Source organism: Streptomyces sp. NPDC001890 (genome assembly GCF_042891445.1).
GTDB lineage: Bacteria > Actinomycetota > Actinomycetes > Streptomycetales > Streptomycetaceae > Streptomyces.
On record NZ_JBIATE010000013.1, the window covers coordinates 122270 to 146063 of the forward strand.

At 71.6% G+C, this 23794-nt stretch carries 20 protein-coding genes; 18 read left to right on the forward strand and 2 right to left on the reverse strand.

Annotated features, from left to right (window positions below):
• The 13 genes from ACFYY1_RS27250 (at position 1) to ACFYY1_RS27310 (ending at position 15981) form a co-directional block, all read left to right on the forward strand.
• Positions 1 to 1332, forward strand: a complete 1332-nt coding sequence (locus ACFYY1_RS27250; RefSeq protein ID WP_388590309.1) for an ABC transporter substrate-binding protein — start codon at positions 1 to 3, stop codon at positions 1330 to 1332.
• Entirely contained in the window at positions 1332 to 2297 is a 966-nt protein-coding gene (locus ACFYY1_RS27255; protein ID WP_388590310.1) for a carbohydrate ABC transporter permease, read from the forward strand. Before ACFYY1_RS27250 ends, ACFYY1_RS27255 begins: the two co-directional genes overlap by 1 nt.
• On the forward strand, positions 2294 to 3181 hold the full coding sequence (locus ACFYY1_RS27260; protein WP_388590312.1) for a carbohydrate ABC transporter permease: 888 nt from the start codon (positions 2294 to 2296) through the stop codon (positions 3179 to 3181). Before ACFYY1_RS27255 ends, ACFYY1_RS27260 begins: the two co-directional genes overlap by 4 nt.
• The gene (locus ACFYY1_RS27265) at positions 3178 to 5931 is read left to right on the forward strand and encodes an ATP-binding protein (RefSeq protein ID WP_388590314.1); all 2754 of its coding nucleotides are present in this window, start codon (positions 3178 to 3180) and stop codon (positions 5929 to 5931) included. The genes ACFYY1_RS27260 and ACFYY1_RS27265 overlap by 4 nt, the downstream gene beginning before the upstream one ends.
• 132 nt (positions 5932 to 6063) lie before the next feature.
• Positions 6064 to 6900, forward strand: a complete 837-nt coding sequence (locus ACFYY1_RS27270; RefSeq protein WP_356084533.1) for an alpha/beta hydrolase — start codon at positions 6064 to 6066, stop codon at positions 6898 to 6900.
• 99 nt (positions 6901 to 6999) lie between these two features.
• Positions 7000 to 8085, forward strand: coding sequence for an LLM class flavin-dependent oxidoreductase (locus ACFYY1_RS27275; protein WP_388590316.1), 1086 nt, complete (start codon positions 7000 to 7002; stop codon positions 8083 to 8085).
• A complete protein-coding gene (locus ACFYY1_RS27280) occupies positions 8082 to 8696 on the forward strand; it encodes an FMN reductase (RefSeq protein ID WP_358946934.1) in 615 nt (204 codons plus the stop codon). The genes ACFYY1_RS27275 and ACFYY1_RS27280 overlap by 4 nt, the downstream gene beginning before the upstream one ends.
• Before the next feature lie 57 nt (positions 8697 to 8753).
• The gene (locus ACFYY1_RS27285) at positions 8754 to 11588 is read left to right on the forward strand and encodes an AAA family ATPase (RefSeq protein WP_388590318.1); all 2835 of its coding nucleotides are present in this window, start codon (positions 8754 to 8756) and stop codon (positions 11586 to 11588) included.
• A 135-nt stretch (positions 11589 to 11723) separates the two neighbouring features.
• Positions 11724 to 12971: a PucR family transcriptional regulator gene (locus ACFYY1_RS27290; RefSeq protein WP_388590319.1), complete on the forward strand. Its 1248-nt coding sequence runs from the start codon at positions 11724 to 11726 to the stop codon at positions 12969 to 12971.
• Positions 12972 to 13109: 138 nt separating this feature from the next.
• A complete protein-coding gene (locus ACFYY1_RS27295) occupies positions 13110 to 13961 on the forward strand; it encodes an alpha/beta fold hydrolase (protein ID WP_388590321.1) in 852 nt (283 codons plus the stop codon).
• Between the two features lie 56 nt (positions 13962 to 14017).
• Positions 14018 to 14899, forward strand: coding sequence for a helix-turn-helix domain-containing protein (locus ACFYY1_RS27300; protein ID WP_388590323.1), 882 nt, complete (start codon positions 14018 to 14020; stop codon positions 14897 to 14899).
• A 55-nt stretch (positions 14900 to 14954) separates the two neighbouring features.
• Positions 14955 to 15668, forward strand: a complete 714-nt coding sequence (locus ACFYY1_RS27305; protein WP_388590325.1) for an alpha/beta fold hydrolase — start codon at positions 14955 to 14957, stop codon at positions 15666 to 15668.
• Positions 15669 to 15753: 85 nt separating this feature from the next.
• The gene (locus tag ACFYY1_RS27310; protein WP_388590327.1) at positions 15754 to 15981 is read left to right on the forward strand and encodes a hypothetical protein; all 228 of its coding nucleotides are present in this window, start codon (positions 15754 to 15756) and stop codon (positions 15979 to 15981) included.
• A 328-nt stretch (positions 15982 to 16309) separates the two neighbouring features.
• Here ACFYY1_RS27310 and ACFYY1_RS27315 read toward each other — a convergent pair whose 3' ends face one another.
• Positions 16310 to 17026, reverse strand: coding sequence for a flavodoxin family protein (locus tag ACFYY1_RS27315; RefSeq protein ID WP_388590328.1), 717 nt, complete (start codon positions 17024 to 17026; stop codon positions 16310 to 16312).
• A 393-nt stretch (positions 17027 to 17419) separates the two neighbouring features.
• Here ACFYY1_RS27315 and ACFYY1_RS27320 point away from each other — a divergent pair, with 393 nt between their 5' ends.
• From ACFYY1_RS27320 to ACFYY1_RS27330, 3 genes are read left to right on the forward strand one after another with little or no spacing between them, the layout of a single operon-like run.
• Positions 17420 to 18097, forward strand: coding sequence for an ABC transporter permease (locus tag ACFYY1_RS27320; protein WP_388590330.1), 678 nt, complete (start codon positions 17420 to 17422; stop codon positions 18095 to 18097).
• On the forward strand, positions 18094 to 18771 hold the full coding sequence (locus ACFYY1_RS27325) for an ABC transporter permease (RefSeq protein ID WP_388590453.1): 678 nt from the start codon (positions 18094 to 18096) through the stop codon (positions 18769 to 18771). Before ACFYY1_RS27320 ends, ACFYY1_RS27325 begins: the two co-directional genes overlap by 4 nt.
• The gene (locus ACFYY1_RS27330) at positions 18768 to 19718 is read left to right on the forward strand and encodes an ABC transporter substrate-binding protein (protein ID WP_388590332.1); all 951 of its coding nucleotides are present in this window, start codon (positions 18768 to 18770) and stop codon (positions 19716 to 19718) included. Before ACFYY1_RS27325 ends, ACFYY1_RS27330 begins: the two co-directional genes overlap by 4 nt.
• A 53-nt stretch (positions 19719 to 19771) precedes the next feature.
• Here ACFYY1_RS27330 and ACFYY1_RS27335 read toward each other — a convergent pair whose 3' ends face one another.
• Positions 19772 to 20746, reverse strand: a complete 975-nt coding sequence (locus tag ACFYY1_RS27335) for an acetylxylan esterase (protein ID WP_388590333.1) — start codon at positions 20744 to 20746, stop codon at positions 19772 to 19774.
• Between the two features lie 152 nt (positions 20747 to 20898).
• Here ACFYY1_RS27335 and ACFYY1_RS27340 point away from each other — a divergent pair, with 152 nt between their 5' ends.
• Together ACFYY1_RS27340 and ACFYY1_RS27345 are read left to right on the forward strand one after the other, a co-directional pair.
• Complete coding sequence (locus ACFYY1_RS27340; RefSeq protein WP_388590334.1) at positions 20899 to 22005, forward strand: LacI family DNA-binding transcriptional regulator; 1107 nt, start codon at positions 20899 to 20901, stop codon at positions 22003 to 22005.
• 71 nt (positions 22006 to 22076) lie between these two features.
• Positions 22077 to 23687 carry an FAD-dependent oxidoreductase gene (locus tag ACFYY1_RS27345; protein ID WP_388590336.1) on the forward strand — a complete coding sequence of 537 codons (1611 nt, stop codon included), beginning with the start codon at positions 22077 to 22079 and terminating at the stop codon, positions 23685 to 23687.
• Positions 23688 to 23794: the final 107 nt, after the last annotated feature.

The window sequence follows — 23794 nt, forward strand, 5'->3', positions numbered from 1 at the left end:
ATGAGGTTCGGCGCGAGGCTCGCACTCGCCGTCATCACCCTCGCCGTCACCGCCACCGCCTGCGGCGCCCCGCAGGACAGCGGTTCGCGCTCGCACACCGCCGCGGACTGCGCATCGTACGCCCGGTACGGCAAGCACCCCGGCACCAAGGTCACCGTCTACGCGGAGAACCGGGACCGGGAGGCCGATCTGTTCGAAGAGACCTGGGCGGACTTCGCGGACTGCACGGGAATCGACGTCCAGTACGAGGGGGACGGGGAGTTCGAGGCGCAGATCCAGGTCAGGGTCGACGGCGGGAACGCGCCCGACATGGCGTTCTTCCCCCAGCCCGGGCTCTTGGAACGCTTCGCGCGGGCGGGGAAGCTGAAGCCCGTGAGCGCGGGGGTCGCGGCCCTCGCCAAGCAGGGCTGGTCGGCGGACTGGAACAGCTACGCGACCGTGGACGGCACCCTCTACGGCACGCCGCTCGTCGCGAACGTGAAGTCGTTCGTCTGGTACTCCCCGAAGTTCTTCCGCGACCGGGGACTGAGCGTTCCCCGCACGTGGTCCGAGCTGATGGCCGTGACCGAGAAGGTCGCGGCGTCGGGCGTCAAGCCGTGGTGTGCGGGCATCGAGTCCGCCGAGGCGACCGGCTGGCCCGTGACGGACTGGATCGAGGACGTCCTCCTTCGCCAGCAGGGCACGCACGTCTACGACCAATGGGTCGCCCACGAGATCCCGTTCGACGACTCCCGTGTGATCAAGGCCATGGACACCGTGGGGTCCATCCTCAAGAACGACCGGTACGCCAACGGCGGTTTCGGTCCGGCGCGGTCGATGGCGTCGATCTCCTTCCAGGAGGCCGGCACACCGGTCCTCTCCGGCGACTGCGCGATGCACCGCCAGGCCTCGTTCTACGCCGACATGTGGCCGAAGGACACCGAGATCGGACCGGACAAGGACGTCTACGCCTTCCTCCTGCCAGGAACCGACCCGGCCAGCCGCCCCGTACTGGGCGGCGGGGTCTTCACCGCGGCGTTCGCCGACCGTCCCGAGGTGCGGGCGTTCCAGGAGTACCTGGCCTCCGCGGACTTCGCGAACGCGCGGATGAAGAAGGGCCCGTTCGTCTCGGCGCGCAGGGGCGTGGATCCGGCGAACGCCGCGACCCCCGTCGACCGGCTCTCGATCCAGCTGCTCCAGGAACCCCGGACACAGTTCAGGTTCGACGGTTCGGACCTGATGCCGGCGTCGGTCGGCGCCGGGACGTTCTGGAAGGGAGCCGTCGACTGGATCGGTGGCGCGAGCACCCGGCAGGTCGCCGAGTCCGTCGAACGTTCCTGGCCGAGCCACTGATGTCGTTCGACGCCGTCGCCCAGCAGTCCAAGCTGCTGTACCTGCTCCAGGGGGTCGCTGCCTTCGGGGCGGTGGTCGCCCTGATCCTGCTCGCACTGCACCGGGGGCCGGCGCGGAGGAGGGCCGCAGCCCTGATCCTGCTGGCCCCCGCACTGCTGCTGCTCGCGGTCGGCCTCGTCCTGCCCGGTCTGCGCACTCTGGCGCTGTCGTTCACCGACGGCGGGGGCGGCACATGGGCCGGCTTCGACAACTACGTGTGGATGTTCACCGACCACCGGGCGCTGGTGGCGCTGCGCAACACCCTGGCGTGGGTGGTCCTCGTGCCGCTGACGTCGACCGCGGTCGGTCTGCTCTACGCGGCGGCCGTCGCACGGTCGCGGTTCAGAGCGTTCGCGCTGTCCCTCGTCCTGACGCCGATGGCGATCTCCTTCGTCGGCGCGGGTGTCGTCTGGAAGTTCGTCTACGCCTACCGTCCCGCGGAAGCCGGGCAGATCGGGCTGCTGAACCAGTTCGTCGTTGCGCTCGGTGGCGAACCGAGGCAGTGGCTCGTGGACTCTCCCTGGAACGTCCTGTTCCTCATCGTGGCGATGGTGTGGACACAGGCGGGCTTCGCGGCCGTCCTGCTGGCCGGCGCGACCACGGCCGTACCCGCGGAGCTGACCGAGGCCGCCCGGCTCGACGGCGCGTCCCCCCGGCAGATCTTCCGGCGGATCACCCTGCCGTCGATCAGACCCACGCTGCTCGTCGTGCTCCTCGCCCAGGGGATCGGCACCTTCAAGGCCTTCGACATCGTCAAGACCATGACCGGCGGACAGTTCGACACGGGCGTCCTCGCCCACGAGATGTACGACCAGGCCTTCCGCTACGGCGAGACGGGCCGCGGCGCGGCGCTCGCCGTGCTCCTCTTCCTCCTCGTCATCCCTTTCGTGGCCCACCAGGTCCGGGCGCAGCGGAGGACGGGGTGAACGGCGTCCGGGAGCGTCTGACCTCCCGCGCCTTCACGGGGGCCGCCGTGGTGATCGCGGTCCTCTGGACGACGCCGACTCTCGGTCTCCTGCTCTCCTCGTTCCGCCCCGAGGAGGAGATCAAGACGACGGGCTGGTGGACCCTGTTCGGTACGCCGCACCTCACGCTCGACAACTACGGCGAGGTGCTCTCCGGCGGCGGGAACGGGGCGGGGCGGCTCGCGGAGTACTTCGTCAACTCCGTCGTCATCACCGTTCCCTCGGTGCTGTTCCCGCTCGTCCTGGCCTTCCTCGCAGCGTACGCCCTGGCCTGGATCGACTTCAGGGGGCGCGACGCGCTCGTCGTCGGCATCTTCGCGCTGCAGGCCGTGCCGCTCCAGATGGCACTCGTCCCGCTCCTGAAGCTCTTCTCCCAGGGCTGGCTGTTCCTGCCCGCGTGGCACCTCACCGGTCCCGCGCGGTTCGGCCAGGTCTGGTTCGCCCACACGGCCTTCGCGCTGCCGTTCGCGGTGTTCCTCCTGCACAATTTCCTGGCCGGGCTGCCCCGGGATCTGATCGAGGCCGCCCGCGTCGACGGCGCGTCGCACGGCACGCTGCTGCTCCGGATCGTCCTGCCGCTGGCCCGCCCGGCGCTGGTCGGCTTCGCCGTCATCCAGTTCATCTGGGTGTGGAACGACCTCCTCGTGGCACTGACACTGTCGGGCGGAACGGCCGAGACCGCGCCCATGACGGTCCGACTGGCGAGCATGGCCGGGACCTACGGCAACGAGTGGCAGCGACTCACCGCGGGAGCCTTCGTGGCGGCGCTCGTCCCGCTGCTCGTCTTCTTCTCCCTCCGGCGGCACTTCGCACGGGGACTGCTCGCCGGATCGGTCAAGGGATGAGCCCCGACCGGCCCGAGGAACAGGGCGCGGCGACGGGGCTGAGCAGGCCCGGGCTGCGAGGCCGCGAAGCCGAGCTGGATCGGCTGCGCGCCCTGGTCGAGACGGTGCGCGACGGCGAGGGAGGAGCGATCGCGCTCATCCTGGGCGAGCCCGGGATCGGGAAGACCGCGCTGCTCCAGGAGACCGTCTCGCGCGCGCGGGCCCACGGATTCCTCGTCAGCCATGGAAGCGCCGAGGAACTGCACGAACTGGCGCCGCTCGCCTCGCTGGCCTCGGGCCTCCTGCACGGTGACCCGCCGCTGCTCTCCGGCACGGACCTCGCGGACCTCGCCGGCCGCCACGACCAGCGCATCTGGCTCGTCGAACGGCTCGCCCAGCTGATCGAGGAACGCTCGGCGGGCAGGCCCGTACTGATCGCGGTCGACGACGTCCAATGGGCCGACCCGCTCAGCCGGTTCGCCCTGAGCGTCCTGCCGGCACGGCTGCTCAGCTCCCCGGTCCTCTGGCTGCTCACGAGCAGGGAGGACCCGGAGCTCCACGGGCAGGGGCCGCTGACGACGACCCTCCCTCTGCGGCCGCTGTCCGAGGCTGCCCTGGCCGAACTGGCACGGGACGCCCTCGGCGGGGACGTGCCGGCGCGGGTCGGGGAGCTCCTCGACGGGGCGGGCGGCAACCCCTTCCTCGCGGCCGAGATGCTCTCAGGCATCGCGGCGACGGGCGCGGACGGGGAGCCGCCCGAGCGGCTGGTCCTCGGCGTGCGCGGCCGACTGGCCGACCTCCGGCCGGACACCTTGCACTTCCTGCGGATCGGCTCGGTCCTCGGCCGCGCGTTCTCGCTCGCCGACGCCGCCGCCCTGTGCGGCCGCCCCGCCTCCGGACTCAGCGCCGAAGTGGACGAGGCGATCGCGGCCGCCCTCCTCCACGACGACGGCGAACGCCTCCTGTTCCGCCACGACCTGCTCCGCCAGGCGGTGTACGCCGACCTCGCCCCCTCCGTACGCCGGGCACTGCACCGGGAGGCTGCGAGCCGTCTCGTCGCGGCGGGCCGGAGCTCCGTCGACGCGGTCCCGCATCTGCTGAAGAGCGCCGAACCCGGCGACATGGAGGCGATCGGACTGCTCGGCACAGCCGCCGAGGACGTGATCGCCGTGATGCCCGACCTCGCCGCCGACCTGGCCGTACGGGCCCTGGAACTCGTACCGCCCCGTGCGCCCATGGCGTACGACGTGGGAGCACGGGCCATCGTCGCGCTGACCCGCGCGGGTCGGTACACGCAGGCACGGGACACCGGCGACGCGCTGCTCGCCCGACAGCCTCCCCTGGACGTCTTCGCCCGGCTGCAGTGCGCACTCGGCGACACGCTGTGGCACCTCGACGACGTCCACGAGCTGACCCGCCGGACGACGACGGCGCTGGCAGCCGTCACCGACCCGGCGATCCGGGCCCGGCTGACCGCCCGGCAGGCCCTGGCCCGGTCCCGCGATAGCGACCTCGGGGCCGCTCGCGAGACCGGCGAACGGGCGCTCGCCGAGGCGGAGCGGGCCGGTGACCGGGAGGCCCGCGTCCTCGCTCTGTGGGGTCTCGGCGAGATCGCGCTCAACGCGGGCGACTGCGCCGCCGCCGTCGAACACCACACGGCACTGAGCGTTTTCGACTCGGCCTTCCTCCCCGAGGAGGCCGTCGCCCTGATCCACATGGACGAGTTCGACGCCGTACGACGACTGCTCCGGACGGCGGGCGATGCCCCCCTGCGCCCCGCCATGCTCATGTGGACCCAGGGAACCCTGAACATGGGGCTCGGCCGGCTCGACGACGCGGACGCCGACTTCGTCACCGCCGAGCGTCTCGAAGCGGACCTCCATGTGCCCGGCAACCTGGTCAACATCCGCGTCAACCGCGGCCTCCTCGCGATGCTGCGCGGCGACCGCGACGCCGCGCGGGAACACCTGGACGTCGCGCGGGCGACCGTGGCCGACCGGCCGAACACGGGCAACCACGCCACCCACCAGTACTTCGAGGCCGTCGTCGCCGACGCCGAGGGCGACCATCCGGCAGCGGCCGAACTCGTCCGGTCCGTGCAGCGCGACCACCCCTTCCTCCGGTGGCGCCTCCTGCGCCCGCATGTCGTCCAGGCCGTGCACATCGCCCTGCGCGGCGGGGACCGGGAGCTGGCCGAGGACCTCGCGGCCCAGGCCGCCGAACACGCCACCCGCAACCCCACCGTGCCGACCGCCCAGGGGGCGGCCGCCCACGCGTCCGCCCTCGTGAACGCCGACCACGAACTCCTGGAGCGGGCGGTGGGCATACTCCTCACCGGCCCCCGGCCGCTGGCCCTCGCCGCCGCGTCCGCCGACCTCGGGCGCACGCTGCTGAGCTCCGGCGACGCCGCTGCGACACCCGTCCTGACCAGAGCGCACGACCTCTACGCCCAGGCCGGGGCTGACGCCGAGACCTACCGGATCCGGGCCGATCTGGAACGGGCCACACGCCGCCCGGGCCGGCGCACCGGACGCCTCCGGCCACGCACCGACCAGGGCTGGGACGCCCTCACGGCCTCGGAATGCAAGGTGGCCCGGCTGATCGCCGCGGGCCACACCAATCGGTCGGCCGCGGAGGCCCTCGTCGTCTCCCCGCACACGGTCAACACCCATCTTGCGTCGATCTTCCGCAAGCTCGCGGTGCGCTCCCGGGTCCACCTGGCCCGGATCGTCCTCGCGGAGGACGACGCCGGATCGGCCACCGGCGACTGAGCGACCTCTGCACCCCCGTGCAAGGTGCGGTGCGCGGGACGACAACACGAGGTGCGGGACCGGTCCTAGCGTGACGGGCAGACCGCGCCGCTCCGACGCGCGGACCCGTCCACCCGAAACGAGGGACCCCCCATGCCGTACATCACCGTGGGTCAGGAGAACACCACCCCCATCGAGCTGTACTTCGAGGACCAGGGCGCCGGGCAGCCCGTCGTCCTCATCCACGGCTTCCCGCTCGACGGCCACTCCTGGGAGCGCCAGAGCGCCGCTCTGCTCGACGCCGGCTACCGCGTGATCACGTACGACCGCCGCGGCTTCGGGCAGTCCTCGCAGCCCACCACCGGCTACGACTACGACACCTTCGCCGCCGACCTGAACACGGTGATGGAGACCCTCGACCTGAGGGACGCCGTCCTCGTCGGCTTCTCCATGGGCACGGGCGAGGTCGCCCGCTACGTCTCGACGTACGGCTCCGGCCGCGTCGCCAAGGTCGCCTTCCTGGCCTCCCTGGAGCCCTGCCTGCTCAAGAGCGACGACAATCCGGACGGCGTCGCCCCGAAGGAGTTCTTCGACGGCGTCGTCGCCGCCGTCAAGGCCGACCGGTACGCCTACTACACGGCCTTCTTCAACGACTTCTACAACCTCGACGAGAACCTGGGCACCCGCATCAGCGAGGAGGCCGTCCGCAACAGCTGGGACACCGCGGCCCGCGGCGGCTCCTTCGCCGCGTCCGCAGCACCGGCGACCTGGTACACCGACTTCCGCGCCGACATCCCCGCCGTCGACGTGCCGGCCCTGATCCTGCACGGCACCGCCGACCGCATCCTCCCGGCCGAGGGCACGGCGCGCCCCTTCCACAAGGCGCTTCCGTCGGCCGACTACGTCGAGATCGAGGGCGCCCCGCACGGTCTGCTGTGGACCCATGCCGAGGAGGTGAACACCGCCCTCCTCGCCTTCCTGGCGAAGTGACACCGCACCGTTGACCCGCCGGGGTGACGCCGGAACCCCGGCGTCACCCCCCGGTTCCCCGGCGAGGGAACCGGACGAGCTCAGGAGAGCAGACACCCCATGCAGTTCGGCATCTTCACCGTCGGCGACGTGACGCCCGACCCCACCGACGGTCGTACTCCGACCGAGCGCGAGCGCATCAAGGCGATGGTGGCCATCGCGCTCAAGGCCGAGGAGGTCGGCCTGGACGTCTTCGCGACCGGCGAGCACCACAACCCGCCGTTCGTACCGTCGTCGCCGACCACCATGCTCGGCTACATCGCGGCCCGCACCGAGAAGCTGATCCTGTCCACGTCCACCACGCTGATCACCACCAACGACCCGGTGAAGATCGCTGAGGACTACGCGATGCTCCAGCACCTGGCCGACGGCCGGGTCGACCTCATGCTGGGCCGCGGCAACACCGGTCCTGTCTACCCGTGGTTCGGACAGGACATCCGCCAGGGCATCAACCTCGCCAAGGAGAACTACGCGCTGCTGCGCCGGCTGTGGCGCGAGGACGTCGTGGACTGGGAGGGCACGTTCCGTACGCCGCTCCAGTCCTTCACCTCGACACCGCGGCCCCTGGACGGCGTCCCGCCCTTCGTCTGGCACGGATCCATCCGGTCCGCCGAGATCGCGGAGCAGGCCGCCTTCTACGGCGACGGCTTCTTCCACAACAACATCTTCTGGCCGGCCGACCACACACGGCGCATGGTGCAGCTCTACCGGCGCCGGTTCGCGCACCACGGTCACGGCCGGCCTCAGGACGCGATCGTCGGCCTGGGCGGACAGGTCTTCATGCGCAAGAACTCCCAGGACGCCGTACGGGAGTTCCGGCCCTACTTCGACAACGCGCCGGTGTACGGCCACGGCCCGTCGCTCGAGGACTTCACCGAGCAGACCCCGCTGACCGTGGGCTCTCCCCAACAGGTCATCGAGCGGACCCTGTCGTTCCGGGAGACCGTCGGCAACTACCAGCGCCAGCTTTTCCTGATGGACCACGCGGGCCTGCCCCTGAAGACCGTCCTGGAACAGCTCGACATCCTCGGTGAGGAGGTCGTGCCCGTACTGCGGCGGGAATTCGCCAAGGGGCGTCCGGCCGACGTGCCGGAGGCCCCCACGCACGCGTCCCTCCGAGCCGCCCGGGAGGTGTCCGCCGCGTGAAGCTGACCGTCGTCTCCGCAGGCCTCAGCACCCCCTCTTCCACTCGCCTGCTCGCGGACCGGCTGGCCGAATCGGCCCGCGACGAACTCACCGGCCGGGGGCAGGCGCCGTCGACCGAGGTCGTGGAGCTGCGCGAACTCGCCGGCGACATCGCCAACCACCTCGTGACCGGATTCCCACCGCCACGACTGAGCGCCGCGATCGACGCGGTGACGGCGGCCGACGGCTTGATCGTCGTCACCCCCGTGTTCGCGGCGTCCTACAGCGGTCTCTTCAAATCCTTCTTCGACGTGATCGACCCGGACGCACTCACCGGGAAACCGGTCCTGACCGCCGCTACGGGCGGCACCGCCCGCCACTCCCTGGTCCTGGAGCACGCCGTACGCCCGCTCTTCGCCTACCTCCGCGCCGTCGTCGTCCCCACCGCCGTGTTCGCGGCCTCCGAGGACTGGGGCTCGGGGGGAGACGAGTACACCGACGGCCTGCCCGGCCGCGTCCGCCGCGCGGCCGAGGAACTCGCCGCGCTCATGGCGGCGCGCCCGGTCGGGGAGGAGCCCGAGGACGACGTCACCGTCCTCGAACGGCAACTCGCCGACCTGCGCTTCGACTGAGCCGGGCCCCCGGCCCCGAGGGCTGGGTGATTCACATGGTTCATACTGTTTCGCCGTATGAGCGTTAACCGAGTGATGACAAGGACCGCGCCCGAGGAGCTCGACGGCGTACGGACACCCCTCCGGGGCAGGGACGCCGAAATGGCGTTCATCGAGGAGCGGCTCGACGCGCTCGGCCGGGGCGAAGGCGGGATCGTCCGCGTCGAGGGCCCCGCCGGCATCGGCAGGTCCAGGATCCTCGCCGAGGCCGCGGCGTCCGCGAGGCGTCGCGGGACGCGGGTGTTCGAGGGGGCGGCGGACCCCGACGAACAGTTCGTACCGCTCGGCCCGCTCCTCGAAGGCGTACTCTCCGGCGAGGAACCGCTGTCGGGCGCCCAACGTCTCCGGGACCTCGCCGCCACACCCGGCCAGCGGTTCTGGCTGCTTCAGGAGCTGGGGGACCGCCTGCGGGAGGCGGCTCGGAACGGACCCCTGCTCGTCGTCCTCGACGACCTCCAGTGGTGCGACGACCTGACCCTTCTCACCTTCCACACCCTCGCGGCGGGACTCCTGTCGCACCCGATCCTGTGGCTGGTCGCCGTGCGCGCCGGCGGTGTGCCGTCCGGGGTGCGCACCACCTTGGACAGGATCCGTCAGGCGGGCGCACACGGGTTGGTCCTCGGAGCGCTGGGGGACCGGGCGATCGCACGGATCACTGAAGACGTCCTGGGCGCCCCTCCCGATCCGGACGTCCTCCGTCTCGCCCACCGCGCCGAGGGGTTGCCCCAGCTGCTGGTCGAGCTGCTCGGCTCGCTGCGCGAGGAGGCGGTGACGATCGAGAACGGCACGGCCAGGCTGTCGGCGGGACCCCCCGCCCCACGGGAACTCCCCTCTGTCGTGCGCCGCCTCGACCAGCTGTCCGACGAGGCGCGGGAGCTGGTACAGACGGCGGCTGCCTTGGGCGGCACGGTCACCGTCGCGCGGCTCGCCGAACTGCTCGGCAGGTCCTCGGCGGCGCTCATCACAGCCGTGCGGGAATCCCTCGACGCCGATCTGCTCGCCGAGAGCGGCGATCGCCTCGCCTTCCGCCACGACCTGATCCGCGAGGCGGTGGAGGCCGGCCTCCCCCTCCCCCTGCGCCAGGCCCTGAGCCGTCAGGCCGCCGGGCTGCCGCCGGGGAGAGCGCCGGCAGATGCGACGGAGGCCGGGAGAACGGCGCCGGGAGACACGGCGGAGGTCGACCGGCTGCGCACCGAAGCGGCGGAACTCGCGGGCACCGCTCCCGGAACCGCCGCGGAACGAAGCCTCAAGGCCCTGGAGCTCACCGCGGCGGACGCTCCGGAGCGTCCGCGGGTCGTCGCCGAGACGATCCCGCTGCTCTGGCAGACGGGTCGGGCCGCCCAGGCGTGTGAACTGGGAGCCACCGCCCTGGCGGCCGGCGGTCTCGGACCCGAGGACGAGGCGCTCATACGCCTGGCCCTGGCACGCCTCGCCGTACAGTTCGACTTCTCCGAGGCGGTCCGGCAGGCCCGCGCCGGGGCAGCACTGCCCGGGATCTCCCTGACCGCGAGGGGGCGCCTGCTCGCCATGCTCGCCGTCGGCCTGTCGATGTCGGGCGAACACGCGGCGGCCGAGCAGGTCGCCGCGCAGGCGTGGGAGGCCGCGGCGGCAGCGGGGGACCGCACCGCCGAGGCCACGCTGACGACGGTCCGCTCGGCCGTGAGCTTCCACCGCATGGACCTGGCCGAGGCGTTCCGGCAGGCCGAGCGGTCCGCCGCGCTGGCCGACGCCCTGGGCGTCAGCACCTCGCTGTGGGTGCCGGAGGCCTTGTGGCACGCCCTCCTGTCGAACACCACCGGACGCACCGCGGAGGCGCTCGCCGTCGCGGAGGAGGGCATCCGGATCACCAGGGAGCAGGGCCGGACGGCCGCCACCCGCATGTGGCTCATGACCCGCACCCGCATCCTCCTGGAGACCGGACGGCTGTCGGACGCCCGGGCCGACGCGGAAGCCGCGTCCCCGGCGACCGACGAACCCGGCCCGGGCAACCTCGCCGATGTCACGCTCCGGTACGTGATGCTGCGCGTCGCCCTCCACACCGGCGACCGGCACACCGCGGAGGCGTACGCGGCGGAGGCGAGGCGCATGCGGAGAGACGACGCACCCGTCGTCCGGCACTTCGGCACCTGGATGCTGGCACTGATGGCCGACCACGAAGGCCGGCCCGACCGTGCCATGGCCGAACTCGACCCGGTGATGACGTCGGCCGCTGCGGACCGGCCCGCCTACGCCGGCCTGATCGACCCGGCCGACGCCCCGGTGCTCGTCCGCATGGCGCTGCGCGCGGGCAGGCACGAACGGGCCGTGCAGGCGGTCGCCATGGCCGAGAAGCGAGCCGTGCTCAATCCCGACCTCCCGTTCCTCGCCGCCACCGCCGCGCACGCCCGGGGGCTCCTCGACAACGACCTCGCCCCTCTCGTACACGCCGTCCGGCTGTACGAGGACTGCCCTCGGGTACTGGCCCGGGCGTCGGCGCTGGAGGACGCCGGACGCAAGCTGGCGGCCACCCGCACGCCGGAAGCGGTCCCGTACTTCGAGACGGCCCTCGCGCTCTATGTGCGAGCGGGCGCCGAGAGGGACGTCGCACGGGTGCGCCGGCGCCTGCGGGCCGCCGGTGTCCGCCAGCGGCCCTCGACGACCGGACTCAGCGATGCATGGCCCGAGTTGACGGCCGCTGAGCTACGGGTGGTACGGCTCGTGGCCCGAGGGCTGACCAACCAGCAGGCGGCCGAGCACCTCTCCCTCTCACCGCACACGGTGAGCTCGCACCTGCGCCGGGCCTTCACCAAGCTGGACGTCACCTCGCGCGCCGAGCTGACCCGGCTGGTGAAGCATCGCGACAACGGAGAGTAGTCGCTTCGTATCGCACATGGGCGTCTTGGCAATGGACGATTCATGCGATGTGCCGACGTCGTCGTCTCCTCAGAATGATCAAGAACCGCGGACGGCAGAAGTCCGCGGGGCAGTTGATCGAGAGAGGAACAGCGCATGACCGCAAGGCCCCAGCGAGCCCGCCCCGGCAGCCCCGAGCTCCAGGCACTCGTCGACGAGCTCGCCGAGCGGCTCGGCCGGTCCGTCGCCGTCGACGACCCGCTGGTCCGCATGGTCTGCACGAGCCGCCACTTCGGCGACGAGGACCCGGTGCGCATCGGCACCCTGCTGCAGGGCCGCGCCGACAACGCGGCCATCCGCTACGTCCTCGCCCAGGGCGTGACCCGGTGGTCGAGGCCCGGGTTCATCGACGGCCGTGACGATCTCGGACTGCTGCCCCGGTACGTCGTGCCGCTGCGCGAGCGCGGACATCTCCTCGGTCTGATCATGGTGGTCGTGCCCGAGAAGACGCTGGGGGAGGCGGAGGTCGCCGCCATCGCCCGGGCAGCGGACGCCATGTCGGCCCAGATGTACGGAGAGCACATCGCCGCCGACACCCGGAAGACCGACGAACGGGACCTGGCCCTCGCACTCGTCGGCGCCGATGTCGCCGCACGCACCACCGCGCGTCGGCACGGCAAGGAACTCGGGCTGCTCGGGGCGGCGGAGCACGTCCTGGTCACCGTCGTCCAGCTGAGCTGCGGGACGGAGCTCGTCCGGCCGTCCGAAGCAGCCCTGTGGGCGGCGCTGGAAGGATTCCGGCAGACGCGCTCAGCCCAGGGCCTCATCGCGATCGGCAAGGAGCGGGCCATGCTGCTCCAGCTCCGCGACCGGCCGCCCGGCCCGGACGAGATCGCCGCCCAGTCCGCTCGCATCCTCGACGAACTCCGCACCTTCCTGGACCCGTCGGCGGCCCCCGTGATCGGCGTCGGAGGCCGGCACCCCAATCTGGACGACGCCTGGACGTCGTACGAGCAGGCGCTCGTGGCGGCACGCGCGGCACGCCGACTGCCCGCCCTGAAGAGCATCGGTGACTGGGAGCTGCTCGGGGAACTCGCCGTGCTGCTCCAGCTCCCCGAGCACGCCCTGAACGCCTCTCTGGTCCCGAAGCCGCTCCGCACCCTGAGCGAGGCTCATGGCGGAGACCGCCTGCGGGACACCCTGCGCTGCTTCCTCGGACACGCGGGATCTATTCCCAGGACGGCGGACGCGCTGAGAATCCACCGCACTTCGCTCTACTACCGCCTGCGCCAGATCCAGGAGTTGACCGGACTCGACCTCGACGACGGCGCCCACCGGTTCACCCTGCACCTCGGCCTCAGGATCGAGGAACTCCTCGCTCCGGGCGCCGACGGGGCCCTGTGACCCCGGAATCGTCTCGACAGAGCGAGGAGGATCCACGGCCCGATTCCTACAGTTCGCGGTGGTGCGGGCGACGGGTCCGATTCGATGATGTTCGGGATGGACGGGGCGGATGTACTGCCTCTGACCAGGGAAGAGGTCATGAAAGAACTGATCACGACGGATGGTGCGCGGCTCGCCTACCAGGACACCGGCGGCGAGGGAGCCCCGCTGGTGATGCTCCACGGCTGGGGCCAGACGCAGGCGATGTTCCGCCACCAGGTCGAGGGTCTTGCGCCCGGTCGTCGCGTCGTCACCGTCGACCTCCGCGGCCACGGGAAGTCCGGCACACCGCGTCACGGCTACCGCATCGCCCGGCTTTCCCGCGATGTGCTCGAACTCGTCGACCATCTCGGTCTCGACTGTTTCGACGCACTGGGCTGGTGCATGGGCGCCTCGGTGTGGTGGAGCTTCATCGACCAGTACGGGACCGGACGGATCAGGCGCTTCGTCACCGTCGACCAGCCCGCTGCGGTCGCCGCCGTGCCGTGGATGACCGAGCGGGAACAGCACGACTCCGGCGCCATCTTCGACGTGTCGGGGCTGCTGTACCTGGGCGCGGCCCTCGCGGGTCCCGAGGGCGACACGGTCCTCGCCGACTTCGTGCGCGGCATGTTCTCCGGCGAACCCGACCCCGAGGTGCTGGCGTTCGTAGCCGAGGAGATCAGGTCGACACCGGCCCGCGCGGGCGTACCTCTGCTGTTCGACCACTGCGCGCAGGACTGGCGCGACGTGCTTCCCCGGATCGATGTGCCGACCCTGGTGATCGGCTGTGAGGGAAGCCATGTGCACCCCGACTCGCAGCGCTTCGTCGCCGAGCGGATTCCCGGCGCGCGCCTGCACGTCTTCGCCTCCGACGTTGCGAGCTCGCACTTCCTCTTCCTGGAGAACCCGCCGGCCTTCAACGCCGTGGTGGAGGAGTTCCTGGCCGAAGAGCCGGCGACAGGGGCGTGAACCCGCGCTCCGCCTGTACGAACCCACGGCTAGGAATCACCTTGACCCTCACACTGATGTCACGTGCGCCCGAACGGGTGCCCCGGCAGGCGACTGCTCCGACCTCGCCCTCCTCACCCTCGGGGCGGCTGGTCCAGATGCTCTCCGAGATGCCGGACACGAACGACCGGAACCATGTCTACCTCGGCGTCCACGTCCGTGGGCCCGTCACCGTCGTCCACGAGCGTGCCAGGACCCTGCTGGAGCCGAACGACCTGGTCTTCTGCGACCCGGCACGACGGCACTTGCTGCGCTTCGGCGAGGACTGCCAGATGATCTTTTTCCGGGTGCCCCGCTGCTATCTGGGTGTCACGGAGTCGGAACTGGACCAGGTGCTCGGCGTGCCCGTACGCGGCGGGGAGGGCATCGGGGCGCTGGCGTCCGACTTCCTGACCGCGCTCGCCGCCAGGGCCGAGTTCCGCCGGTGCACGATCGGGGACCGGCGCGCCCGGACAGCTGTACACCTCCTCTCCGTCCTGGTCGTGGAGCTCCTCGAAGCGGACACGACGGACGCGGCCGACGCCCGCTACGCGGCCGGCAACGAGATGCTGTCCCGTATCCACGCCCACATCGAAGAACACCTGATGGACCCGGACCTCTCACCGGAGTCGATCGCACGCGCCCACCACATCTCCGTCCGGTACCTGCAGAAGCTGTTCCAGAACGACGGCAGCACGGTGAGCCAGTGGGTGCGGCAGCGCAGGCTCGAGTCCTGCCGGTTCGAACTGGGCCGCTCCACCCGGAGAATCACGATGGCCGCGATGGCACATCGCTGGGGCTTCAGCAGCCCCTCGCACTTCAGCCGCACGTTCCGCGGCGCCTACGGCATGAGCCCGACCGAATGGCAGGCGCTGGCTACCTCGGCCTTCGCGCCGACGACCGACGACACCCAGGACTAGCGAAGGCGCTGAGACGCGTGCGCGCCTCATGCCCGACACCGAGAAGAGAACTCGCATGCCCAACCCCACCGTCGTCCTCGTACACGGTGCCTTCGCCGACGCGGCCGGCTGGATAGGTGTCATCGCGGAACTGCGGAGCAGTGGTATCCCGGTGATCGCCCCGCCGAACCCGCTCCGGGGCCTGGCGTCGGACGCCGCCTACCTCGCCTCCGTCCTGACGCAGGTCGAGGGTCCGGCCGTACTCGTCGGCCACGCGTACGGTGGTGCGCTGATCACCGTGGCCGGCGCCGCGGAGAACGTCGTGGGGCTCGTCTACGTGGCCGCCTACGTGCCCCATGAGGGCGAGAGCCTCGGCCGGCTCCAGGGGAGCTTCCCCGATCCTCCCCTGACGGGCAACCTGAAGGAGTGGACCTACCCGCTCCACGACGGCGCCCATGCGGTCGAGGTCATCATCGAGGAGACGGCCTTTCCTTCGGTCTTCGCGGCGGACGTGCCCGAGGATGTCGCCGGCGTCCTGGCGGCGGCCCAACGCCCTCTCGCCGCAGCCGCGTTCACCGAGACCGTAGCCGTGGCGGCATGGCGGACAAAACCGTCCTGGGCCCTGGTGGCCGGGGCCGACCGCACGATCGGCCCCGAGGTCCAGCGCTTCGGCGCCGCACGCGCCGGAGCCGTCGTCGTCGAACTCCCGGACGCCTCACACGCCGTCGCCCTCTCCGAGCCCACAAGGGTCGCCGACCTGATCAGAGCCGCGGTCCGAGCGACGAGCTGACCGGCCGACCGGGCCACCTCGGCCTGCGGTTCTGCCCGAATCAGCGCACCTACTCACTCCCCGGAGCAGGGAGGAGAGAGGAGTCGTGTACCGGAAGAAGTCCTTCGGGACCGCTCTGCGCGGTCTGCGGCAGCGAGGCCGTCCGGCGACGGAGGAGCTGGCCGAGGCGTCGGGTGTGAGCCCGGGCCGCAGCGCGGTCGAGCGGGAGATCGCGCAGGCCAGTGCGTGGGAGAGGCGGGCGCCCGCCCGGCCCGCTGACTCCTTCACGATCTCGCTGAGCTGGTCGGCGAGCTGGCACGCACGCCGCTGGTAGCGCTCGATCAGGCCGGGGACCTGTTCGCGGAACGCCTGCCGCGGGCAACCAAGGACCGGACGGACCATGCGCCGGACTCGGCACCCGGATGACCCCGCCCTCATTTGCCACGCCCTCGACGACGAGGGCCGACAGCCCCGAAAACGCCACACGCACAAGCTCGTTGACATCGCGCAGGACATGTCAACGGCGAACGTCATCCTTCGTCACCACCGGATACGGGACAGAGCCTTTCGATTGGCAGACCCCCTCGTCAATGCACTGGCCTACTCGTCCTGCCCCGAAGGCGGACCATTGACCCGTATATCCGTATCCCCCGCCGGCCTGCTCAGCGGTGTTCGGGGTTCTCGAAGTCGAAGCGGCAGCCGGCGTCCCACTCGGAGCGCTGGTTGCCGTGGGCGGGAATGCCCCCGGCGTCCTTGAGCATGTGGGCCAGGTGCAGCTGGTTCCAGGTCATGAAGGTGGTGTTGCGGTTGGTGAAGTCGTTCTCCGGACCACCCGAACCGGGGTCGAGGTACGACGGGCCCGGGCCGGCCTCGCCGACCCAGCCCGCGTCCGCCTGCGGCGGAATGACGTATCCCAGGTGCTGGAGGCTGTAGAGGACGTTCATCGCGCAGTGCTTGGCGCCGTCCTCGTTGCCGGTGATCAGGCAGCCGCCCACGCGACTGTAGTAGGCGTACTGGCCGCGCTCGTTGAGGATCGACGAGCAGGCGTACAGACGCTCGATCACCTTCTTCATGACCGAGGAGTTGTCTCCCAGCCACACAGGCCCCGCCAGGGTCAGGATGTCGGCGGCCATCACCTGCGAGTAGATCACCGGCCACTCGTCCGTCTCCCACCCGTGCTCCGTCATGTCCGGCCAGACACCGGTCGCGATGTCGATGTCCACCGCCCTGAGCACCTCGACCTGCACGCCCTGGCGCTCCATGATCCCGGTGCTGATGTCGATCAGCCCCTGTGTATGGCTGCGCTCCGGGGAACGTTTCAGGGTGCAGTTGATCACCAGGGCGCGCAGGTCGGTGTACGACGTCGTTGAGTCCGGCACGGAATCCTCCTCCATACGCTCCGGGAGTCCGGATATGAAGGCGCCGGCGATCTCCCAGTACAGCTCACCAGGCCTTCGCCCCGGGCGCTTGCGGAGTTGGGCCGGTTGCCTGACAGTCCGCCCTCCGGTCCGTCGGCCAGGGCTGTCTGTTCGCACTCGATCGCAGGTCGGGCGTAGCGCACCCGGGTTCCGCCCCGACCTACGAATTCCCTCGTTGCCAGTAGCAGACGGAAGCCATCGGGCGGGCCCGTCGGGCCGGATGCCGGCCGTACCGGGCGGCAGACGCGCCGATACCCCCCCCCGTACGCAGCATGTCCGGCCCCGGGACCGGAGTGCCCCCGGACAGCCGATCAGGACGCGCGCCCGCGCCGTCCCGCGCGCTCCAATGGATGGGTGACCGTGCCCCCGGACGACTGCCTGGCGCGCAACGAGTGGCTCTGCGGGGCCTACCTCTCCAGCCGTCGCGAGATCCTCTGGGACGCCGTCGTGCAGCACCTCCAGCTCACCGTGGTCTCCGTGCTCATCGGGCTGGTCATCGCCGTTCCCCTGGCCCTGGCGGCCCGCCACCGGCGTTGGGCGGCGGGCCCGGTGCTCGGTGTGACGACCATCCTCTACACCGTGCCGTCGCTCGCCATGTTCTCGCTGCTGCTGCCGGTGTACGGACTCTCCGCCTCGCTCGTCGTCGCCGGGCTCGTGCTCTACTCGCTCACCCTTCTCGTACGCAACATTCTTGCCGGACTGCGCGCCGTGCCCGAGGAGACCCGGCAGGCCGCACGCGGCATGGGATACGGCCCGCTGCGGCTGCTCCTCGCCGTGGAACTGCCCCTCGCGCTGCCCGCCGCCATGGCCGGACTGCGGATCGCGACCGTGTCCGCCGTCTCCCTGGTCACGGTCGGCGCGATCGTCGGCCACGGCGGTCTCGGCAACCTCATCTACTCCGGGATGAACACCTACTTCAAGGCCCAGGTGCTCACCGCGTCGGTCCTCTGCGTCGTCATCGCCGTCGCCGCCGACCTGCTGCTCCTGCTCGCCCAGCGGATGCTCACCCCATGGACCAGGAGGCAGCCGTGAACACCCTCGCCGACGCCTGGTCCTGGCTCACCACCGCCGCGAACTGGTCCGGCGACGACGGCATCCGGCACCGGCTGGGCCAGCACCTCTTCCTCACCGTCGTCTGCCTGCTCATCAGCTGCCTGATCGCGCTGCCCGTCGCCCTGGTCCTCGGCCATCTCGGCAAGGGCGGCGCACTCGCAGTCAACGTCTCCAACATCGGCCGGGCCGTGCCCACCTTCGCCGTGCTGGTGCTGCTCCTGCTCACCCCGGTCGGCGGGCACGGCGAATGGCCCACCATCATCGCCCTCGTCCTGTTCGCCGTACCGCCGCTGCTCACCAACGCCTATGTCGGCATGCGGGAGGTCGACCGCGACATCGTGCGCGCGGCCAGGGGCATGGGCATGACGGGCAGACAGCTGATGCTGGGTGTCGAGGTGCCGCTCGCCCTGCCGCTGATCCTCACCGGAGTACGGATCGCCGCCGTCCAGCTCGTCGCGACCGCCACCCTCGCGGCGCTGGCCGGGGGTGGGGGCCTCGGCCGGATCATCACCGCGGGCTTCAACCTCGCCTCCACCGCGCAGGTCGTCGCCGGGGCCGTGCTCGTCGCCCTCTTCGCGCTGATCGTCGAAGGGCTCTTCGAAGCGGGCCGGCTGCTCGTCCCGGGCCGGCTCCGCGGCAAAGGCTCCGGATGAGGCCGGCAGCGGCCGCCTGCCTGCTGCTGGTACTGCTCCCGGCGGCCGCCTGCACCACCGGCCCCTCGCTGGAGAACCAGGGCGAGATCACCGCACCGCCGGGCGACAGCAGACAGCTCACCATCGGCTCCGCGGGTTTCACCGAGAGCGATCTGCTCGCCCGGATGTACGCGCTGCTCCTGGACCGGGCCGGCTACTCCACGAAGATCATCTCCGTCTCCAACCGGGAGATCTACGAACCGGCGCTGGAGAGCGGCCAGATCGACGTCGTGCCGGAGTACGCCGCGACCTTCGCCGACTGGCTGAACGCCAAGAAGAACGGCGCCGACGCCGCCCCGGCCGGTTCGCCCGACCTCGCCGTCACCATGAAGGCGCTGCGCTCCCTGGCCGCACCCCGTGGCCTCACCGTCCTCGACCCCGGGCGCGCCGTCGACCAGAACGCCTTCGCGGTCGCCGCCCGTTACGCGGCCGAGCACCACCTGAGGACACTGAGCGACCTGGGCCGGTCCGGGCTGCCCGTACGGCTGGCCGCCGGCGACGAATGCGTACAGCGCCCCTACTGCGCACCCGGGCTGAAGAAGACGTACGGCATCCGCGTCACCGCCGTGGACCCCAAGGGCGTCGGCACCACCCAGGCCAAGCAGGCCGTCCGCAACGGTCAGGACCAGATGGTGCTGACCACCACCACCGACGCCACCCTCGACGACTTCGGGCTCGTCCTGCTCGCCGACGACAGGCATCTCCAGAACGCCGACTACCTCGTCCCCGTCGTCAACCGGTCCCGGGCGGGCGGCGAAGGCGTCCGCGCGGCGCTGGGCAGGCTCAACACCGTACTGACCACCGCCGACCTGGCCCGGCTCAACGAGCAGGTCGACAGCTGGCGGCGGCTGCCCGAGGACGTGGCGCGCAACTACCTGGAGTCCAAGAACCTCGTCCCGCGCGGCTGACCGACCTGGAACACCGCCGCGGACGACCGTCGTGGCCGACCGCCCCCGCGCGGTCAGGCCCGAAGCCTCCCCGGCAGCCAGCCCAGCTGCACGGCCTCCTGGAACGGCCCGCCGCCCTCGTGGTCGTTGAAGTCGTACACCTCGATGGTCTTGTCCGGGTGGGCGTAGGCGTTGAAGGCGGCGAAGACGGTCGAGGGCGGGCAGGTCATGTCCTCCAGGGCGGTCGAGAACAGCGCAGGCGCCCGCCCGCGCGCCGCGAAGTGCACCCCGTCGAAGTAGGACAGCGTGGCCCGCGCCCGGTCGGCCCGGCCGCGGTGCGTCTTGAGGTAGTTGCCCACCTCGCGGTACGGGGTCCGGTCGGTGACGGTGAGGGCGCGGGGGAAGTCGCACAGGAACGGGACGTCCGGCGCGATCGCCACCAGGTCGGGTATCAGCCCGCCCACGGCGAGCGTGATGCCGCCGCCCTGGCTCTCGCCGATGGCCGCGGTGCGCGCCGCGTCGGCCAGCGGGTGCGAGCGCGCCGCCTCCACCGCGCGCACCGCGTCGGTGAACACCCGCCGGTAGTAGTACGACTCGGGGTCCTCGATGCCCCGGGTCATGAAACCGGGGTACGCGGGGGCACTGCCCACCGGGTCCGGGGTGTCGCCGACGAGCCAGCCGCTGCCCTGGCCCCGGGTGTCCATCACGAAGTGGGCGAAACCGGCCGAGGCCCAGAGCAGATGGGTGTGCGCCAGGCCCCGGCCACCGCCGTAACCGATGAACTCGACCACCACCGGCAGCGGCTCGGTGGTGCCCGCCGGGAGGACGAACCAGCCCTTGACCGGATGACCGCCGAAGCCCGCGAACGTCACGTCGTACACGTCCACGGTGGACAGCCCGGTGCCGGTGCGCAGCTCGAAGCGGGCGTCGAGGTCGTGGGACCGGGCCTCGTCCAGCGTCTTCGTCCAGAACGCGTCGAAGTCCTCCGGCTCGGCGGAACCGCTGCGGTAGTCGCGCAGCCGGTCGAGCGGCAGATCGAACAGGGACATGGGGGACCGCCTTCTTCGCGGGGATGGTTGATCACACCGTACGGGGGCGCGCGGCGAAGAAGTTGTGCCCACCCCCTTGACCGGCATCGGGCCGACCCTCACAGTACTTGTCGATGCGCAGGAGTAATACGCATTAATTGATGTGAGGAGCCATGGTGGAGGAACCCAGGAAGCGGGCCAGGCCCGGCCGTTCACCCGCACCGGCGGGCCGCACGGCCCGTCCGCGCCAGGCTGAGGTCGCCCGGCTCGCCGGCGTCTCGCAGGCCACGGTCTCGTTGGTGCTCGCGGACAAGAGACAGGGGCCCGCGATCTCGGAGGAGACTCGGCGCAGGGTCCTGGAAGCGGCCCGCACCCTCGGTTACGTCCCCGACCCGGCGGCCCGCAGGCTCGCGGCGGCGCGCAACGACCTGCTGGGCGTGTTCAGCTTCACCGCGACGTTCCCCACCGATGTGCAGCACTCGTACTACCCGTTCCTGGTGGGTGTGGAGCGTGAGGCCGCGGTGCGCGGCTACGACCTGGTGCTGTTCACCGGGTCGAGCAGCGGGGGAGCGGGGGCCGCCGGGCCCGACGCGCTGAACCGGGTCCGCCTCGCCGACGGCTGCCTCTTCCTCGGCCGCCACGCACCGGCCGAGGAGCTGGGCCGGCTGGTCGCCGACGGCTTCCCGGTGGTCCACCTCGGCCGCCGGGACGAGCCGGAGGGCCTGCACTGGGTCGGCGCCGACTACGTGAGCGCCGCCCGCGAGGTCGTCGGCCACCTCGCCGGCCTCGGGCATCGCCGGATGGTGCTGATCCGCGAGGACGACGAGGCGCCCGCCTCCACCGACCGCGAACAGGGCTTCCGCGAGGGGCTCGCGGCGGCCGGCCTGGCCGGCCCCGGGACCGTCTTCCGTTCCGCGGACCCGCAACGAGACCTCACCCCGGAGCAGCTGCGCGGCTGGCTCGCCGGCGGCGTCACCGCGTTCGTCGCCGAGGAGACCGACACCTCGGCCGCCTGGCGCGCCCTGCGCCGGGCGGTCGCCGACGCCGGGATCGACTGCCCGCGCGACGCCTCGCTGGCACTGCTCGGCAGCCCGCCCGCCGACCTCGCGGACGGACCCGAACCCACTGGTTTCGACATCCCCCGCACCCGGCTCGGCGCGGCCGCCGTGCGCATGCTCGCCGCGCTGGTCGCGGGGGAGGAGGCCACCGAAACCCTGGTCGCCTGCGCCTTCCGGCCCGGTGCCACCTCGGGCCCGCCACCCGTCGCCGAGGACCACTGACCGACGACACCGCCGGTCACCGAGGACCACTGGCCGACCGCACCACCCGTACGCACAGCTCAAGGAGACCCGTGACACCCGAACCGGACATCCTCGTCGTGGGCGCCGGACTCGGCGGCGTCGCCGCCGCGCTCGCCGCCTGCCGCGCCGGACGCACCGTCGTCCTCACCGAGGAGACCGACTGGATCGGCGGCCAGCTCACCTCCCAGGCCGTTCCCCCGGACGAGCACCCGTGGGTGGAGCAGTTCGGCACCACCGCCTCGTACCGCACGCTGCGCGAGGGCATCCGGGCGTACTACCGCCAGTGGTACCCGATGCGTTCCGAGGCTCTCGCCCTTCCCGGCCTCAACCCGGGCGCCGGCCGCGTCAGCAAGCTCTGCCACGAGCCGCGCGTCGCGCTCGCCGTGCTGGAGGCGATGCTCGCACCGCACCGGGCGGCGGGCCGCCTCACCCTGCTCACCGAGCACCGGGCCGTGACAGCGGAGTCAGACAACGATGTCATACGGGCCGTCACCCTGGAGAACCTGCGCACCGGCGACCGCATCGTCCTCACCGCCCGCTACGTCATCGACGCCACCGAGACCGGTGAACTCCTCGATCTCGGCGGCGTCGAGCACGCCATCGGCGCCGAGGCACGCGGTGAATCCGGCGAACCGCACGCCCCCGAGCGGGCCCAGCCGCTCAACCAGCAGGGCATCACCGTCTGCTTCGCGCTCTCCCACCACGAGGGCGAGGACCACACCGTCGACCGCCCCGCCGACTACGACTTCTGGCGCTCCTACCGCCCCGGCTTCTGGCCCGGCCCGCTCCTCGGCTTCCAGGCGCCCGACCCCCGCTCCCTGGAATCCGTACCGCGCACCTTCGTCCCCAACCCGGACGTCGACCCGCTCGCCGTCAGCGCCGACCAGAGCGCGGACGCGGGCGACAAGGAGCTGTGGGGCTTCCGCCGCATCCTCGCCCGGGGCATGCACCGCCCCGGCGCCTTCGACTCCGACATCACGCTCGTCAACTGGCCGCTCAACGACTACTGGCTCAAGCCCCTGATCGGCGCCGGTGAGGAGGTGTCTGCCCAAGCGGTGGCCGAGGCGCGGCAGTTGTCACTCTCGCTGCTGTACTGGCTCCAGACCGAGGCGCCCCGCCAGGACGGCGGCACCGGCTTTCCCGGACTGCGGATCCGCCCTGACATCACCGGCACCGACGACGGCCTCGCCAAGGCCCCGTACATACGCGAGTCCCGCCGGATCAAGGCCGTCACCACCGTCACCGAGCAGGACGTGTCGATCGACCTCGTCGGCCCGCACGGCGGAACACGCCACCGGGACGCGGTCGGTGTCGGCAGCTACCGCATCGACCTGCACCCCTCCACCGGAGGCGACAACTACATCGACATCGGCTCGGTCCCGTTCGAGATCCCGCTCGGTGCCCTCGTACCGCGCCGCGTGCGCAATCTGCTGCCCGCCGGCAAGAACATCGGCACCACCCACATCACCAACGGCTGCTACCGGCTCCACCCGGTGGAGTGGAACATCGGCGAGGTCGCCGGTGCCCTGGCCGCACACTGCCTCACCGAGGGCGTCGAACCGCAGCAGGTCCAGTCCGGGGACGAGCGGTACGAGGCGTTCGCCCGGCTCCTCGACCGCGACGGGGTCCAGCGCCACTGGCCCGACGTGCGCGGCTACTGACCGAAGGCGCCACAACCGTGAAACGCCGGGTGGGACAGCTCCACCTGTCCCACCCGGCCCGCCCGCGCATCAACCCACCGCACAAGGAGGTGCCCAGCCATGACCAC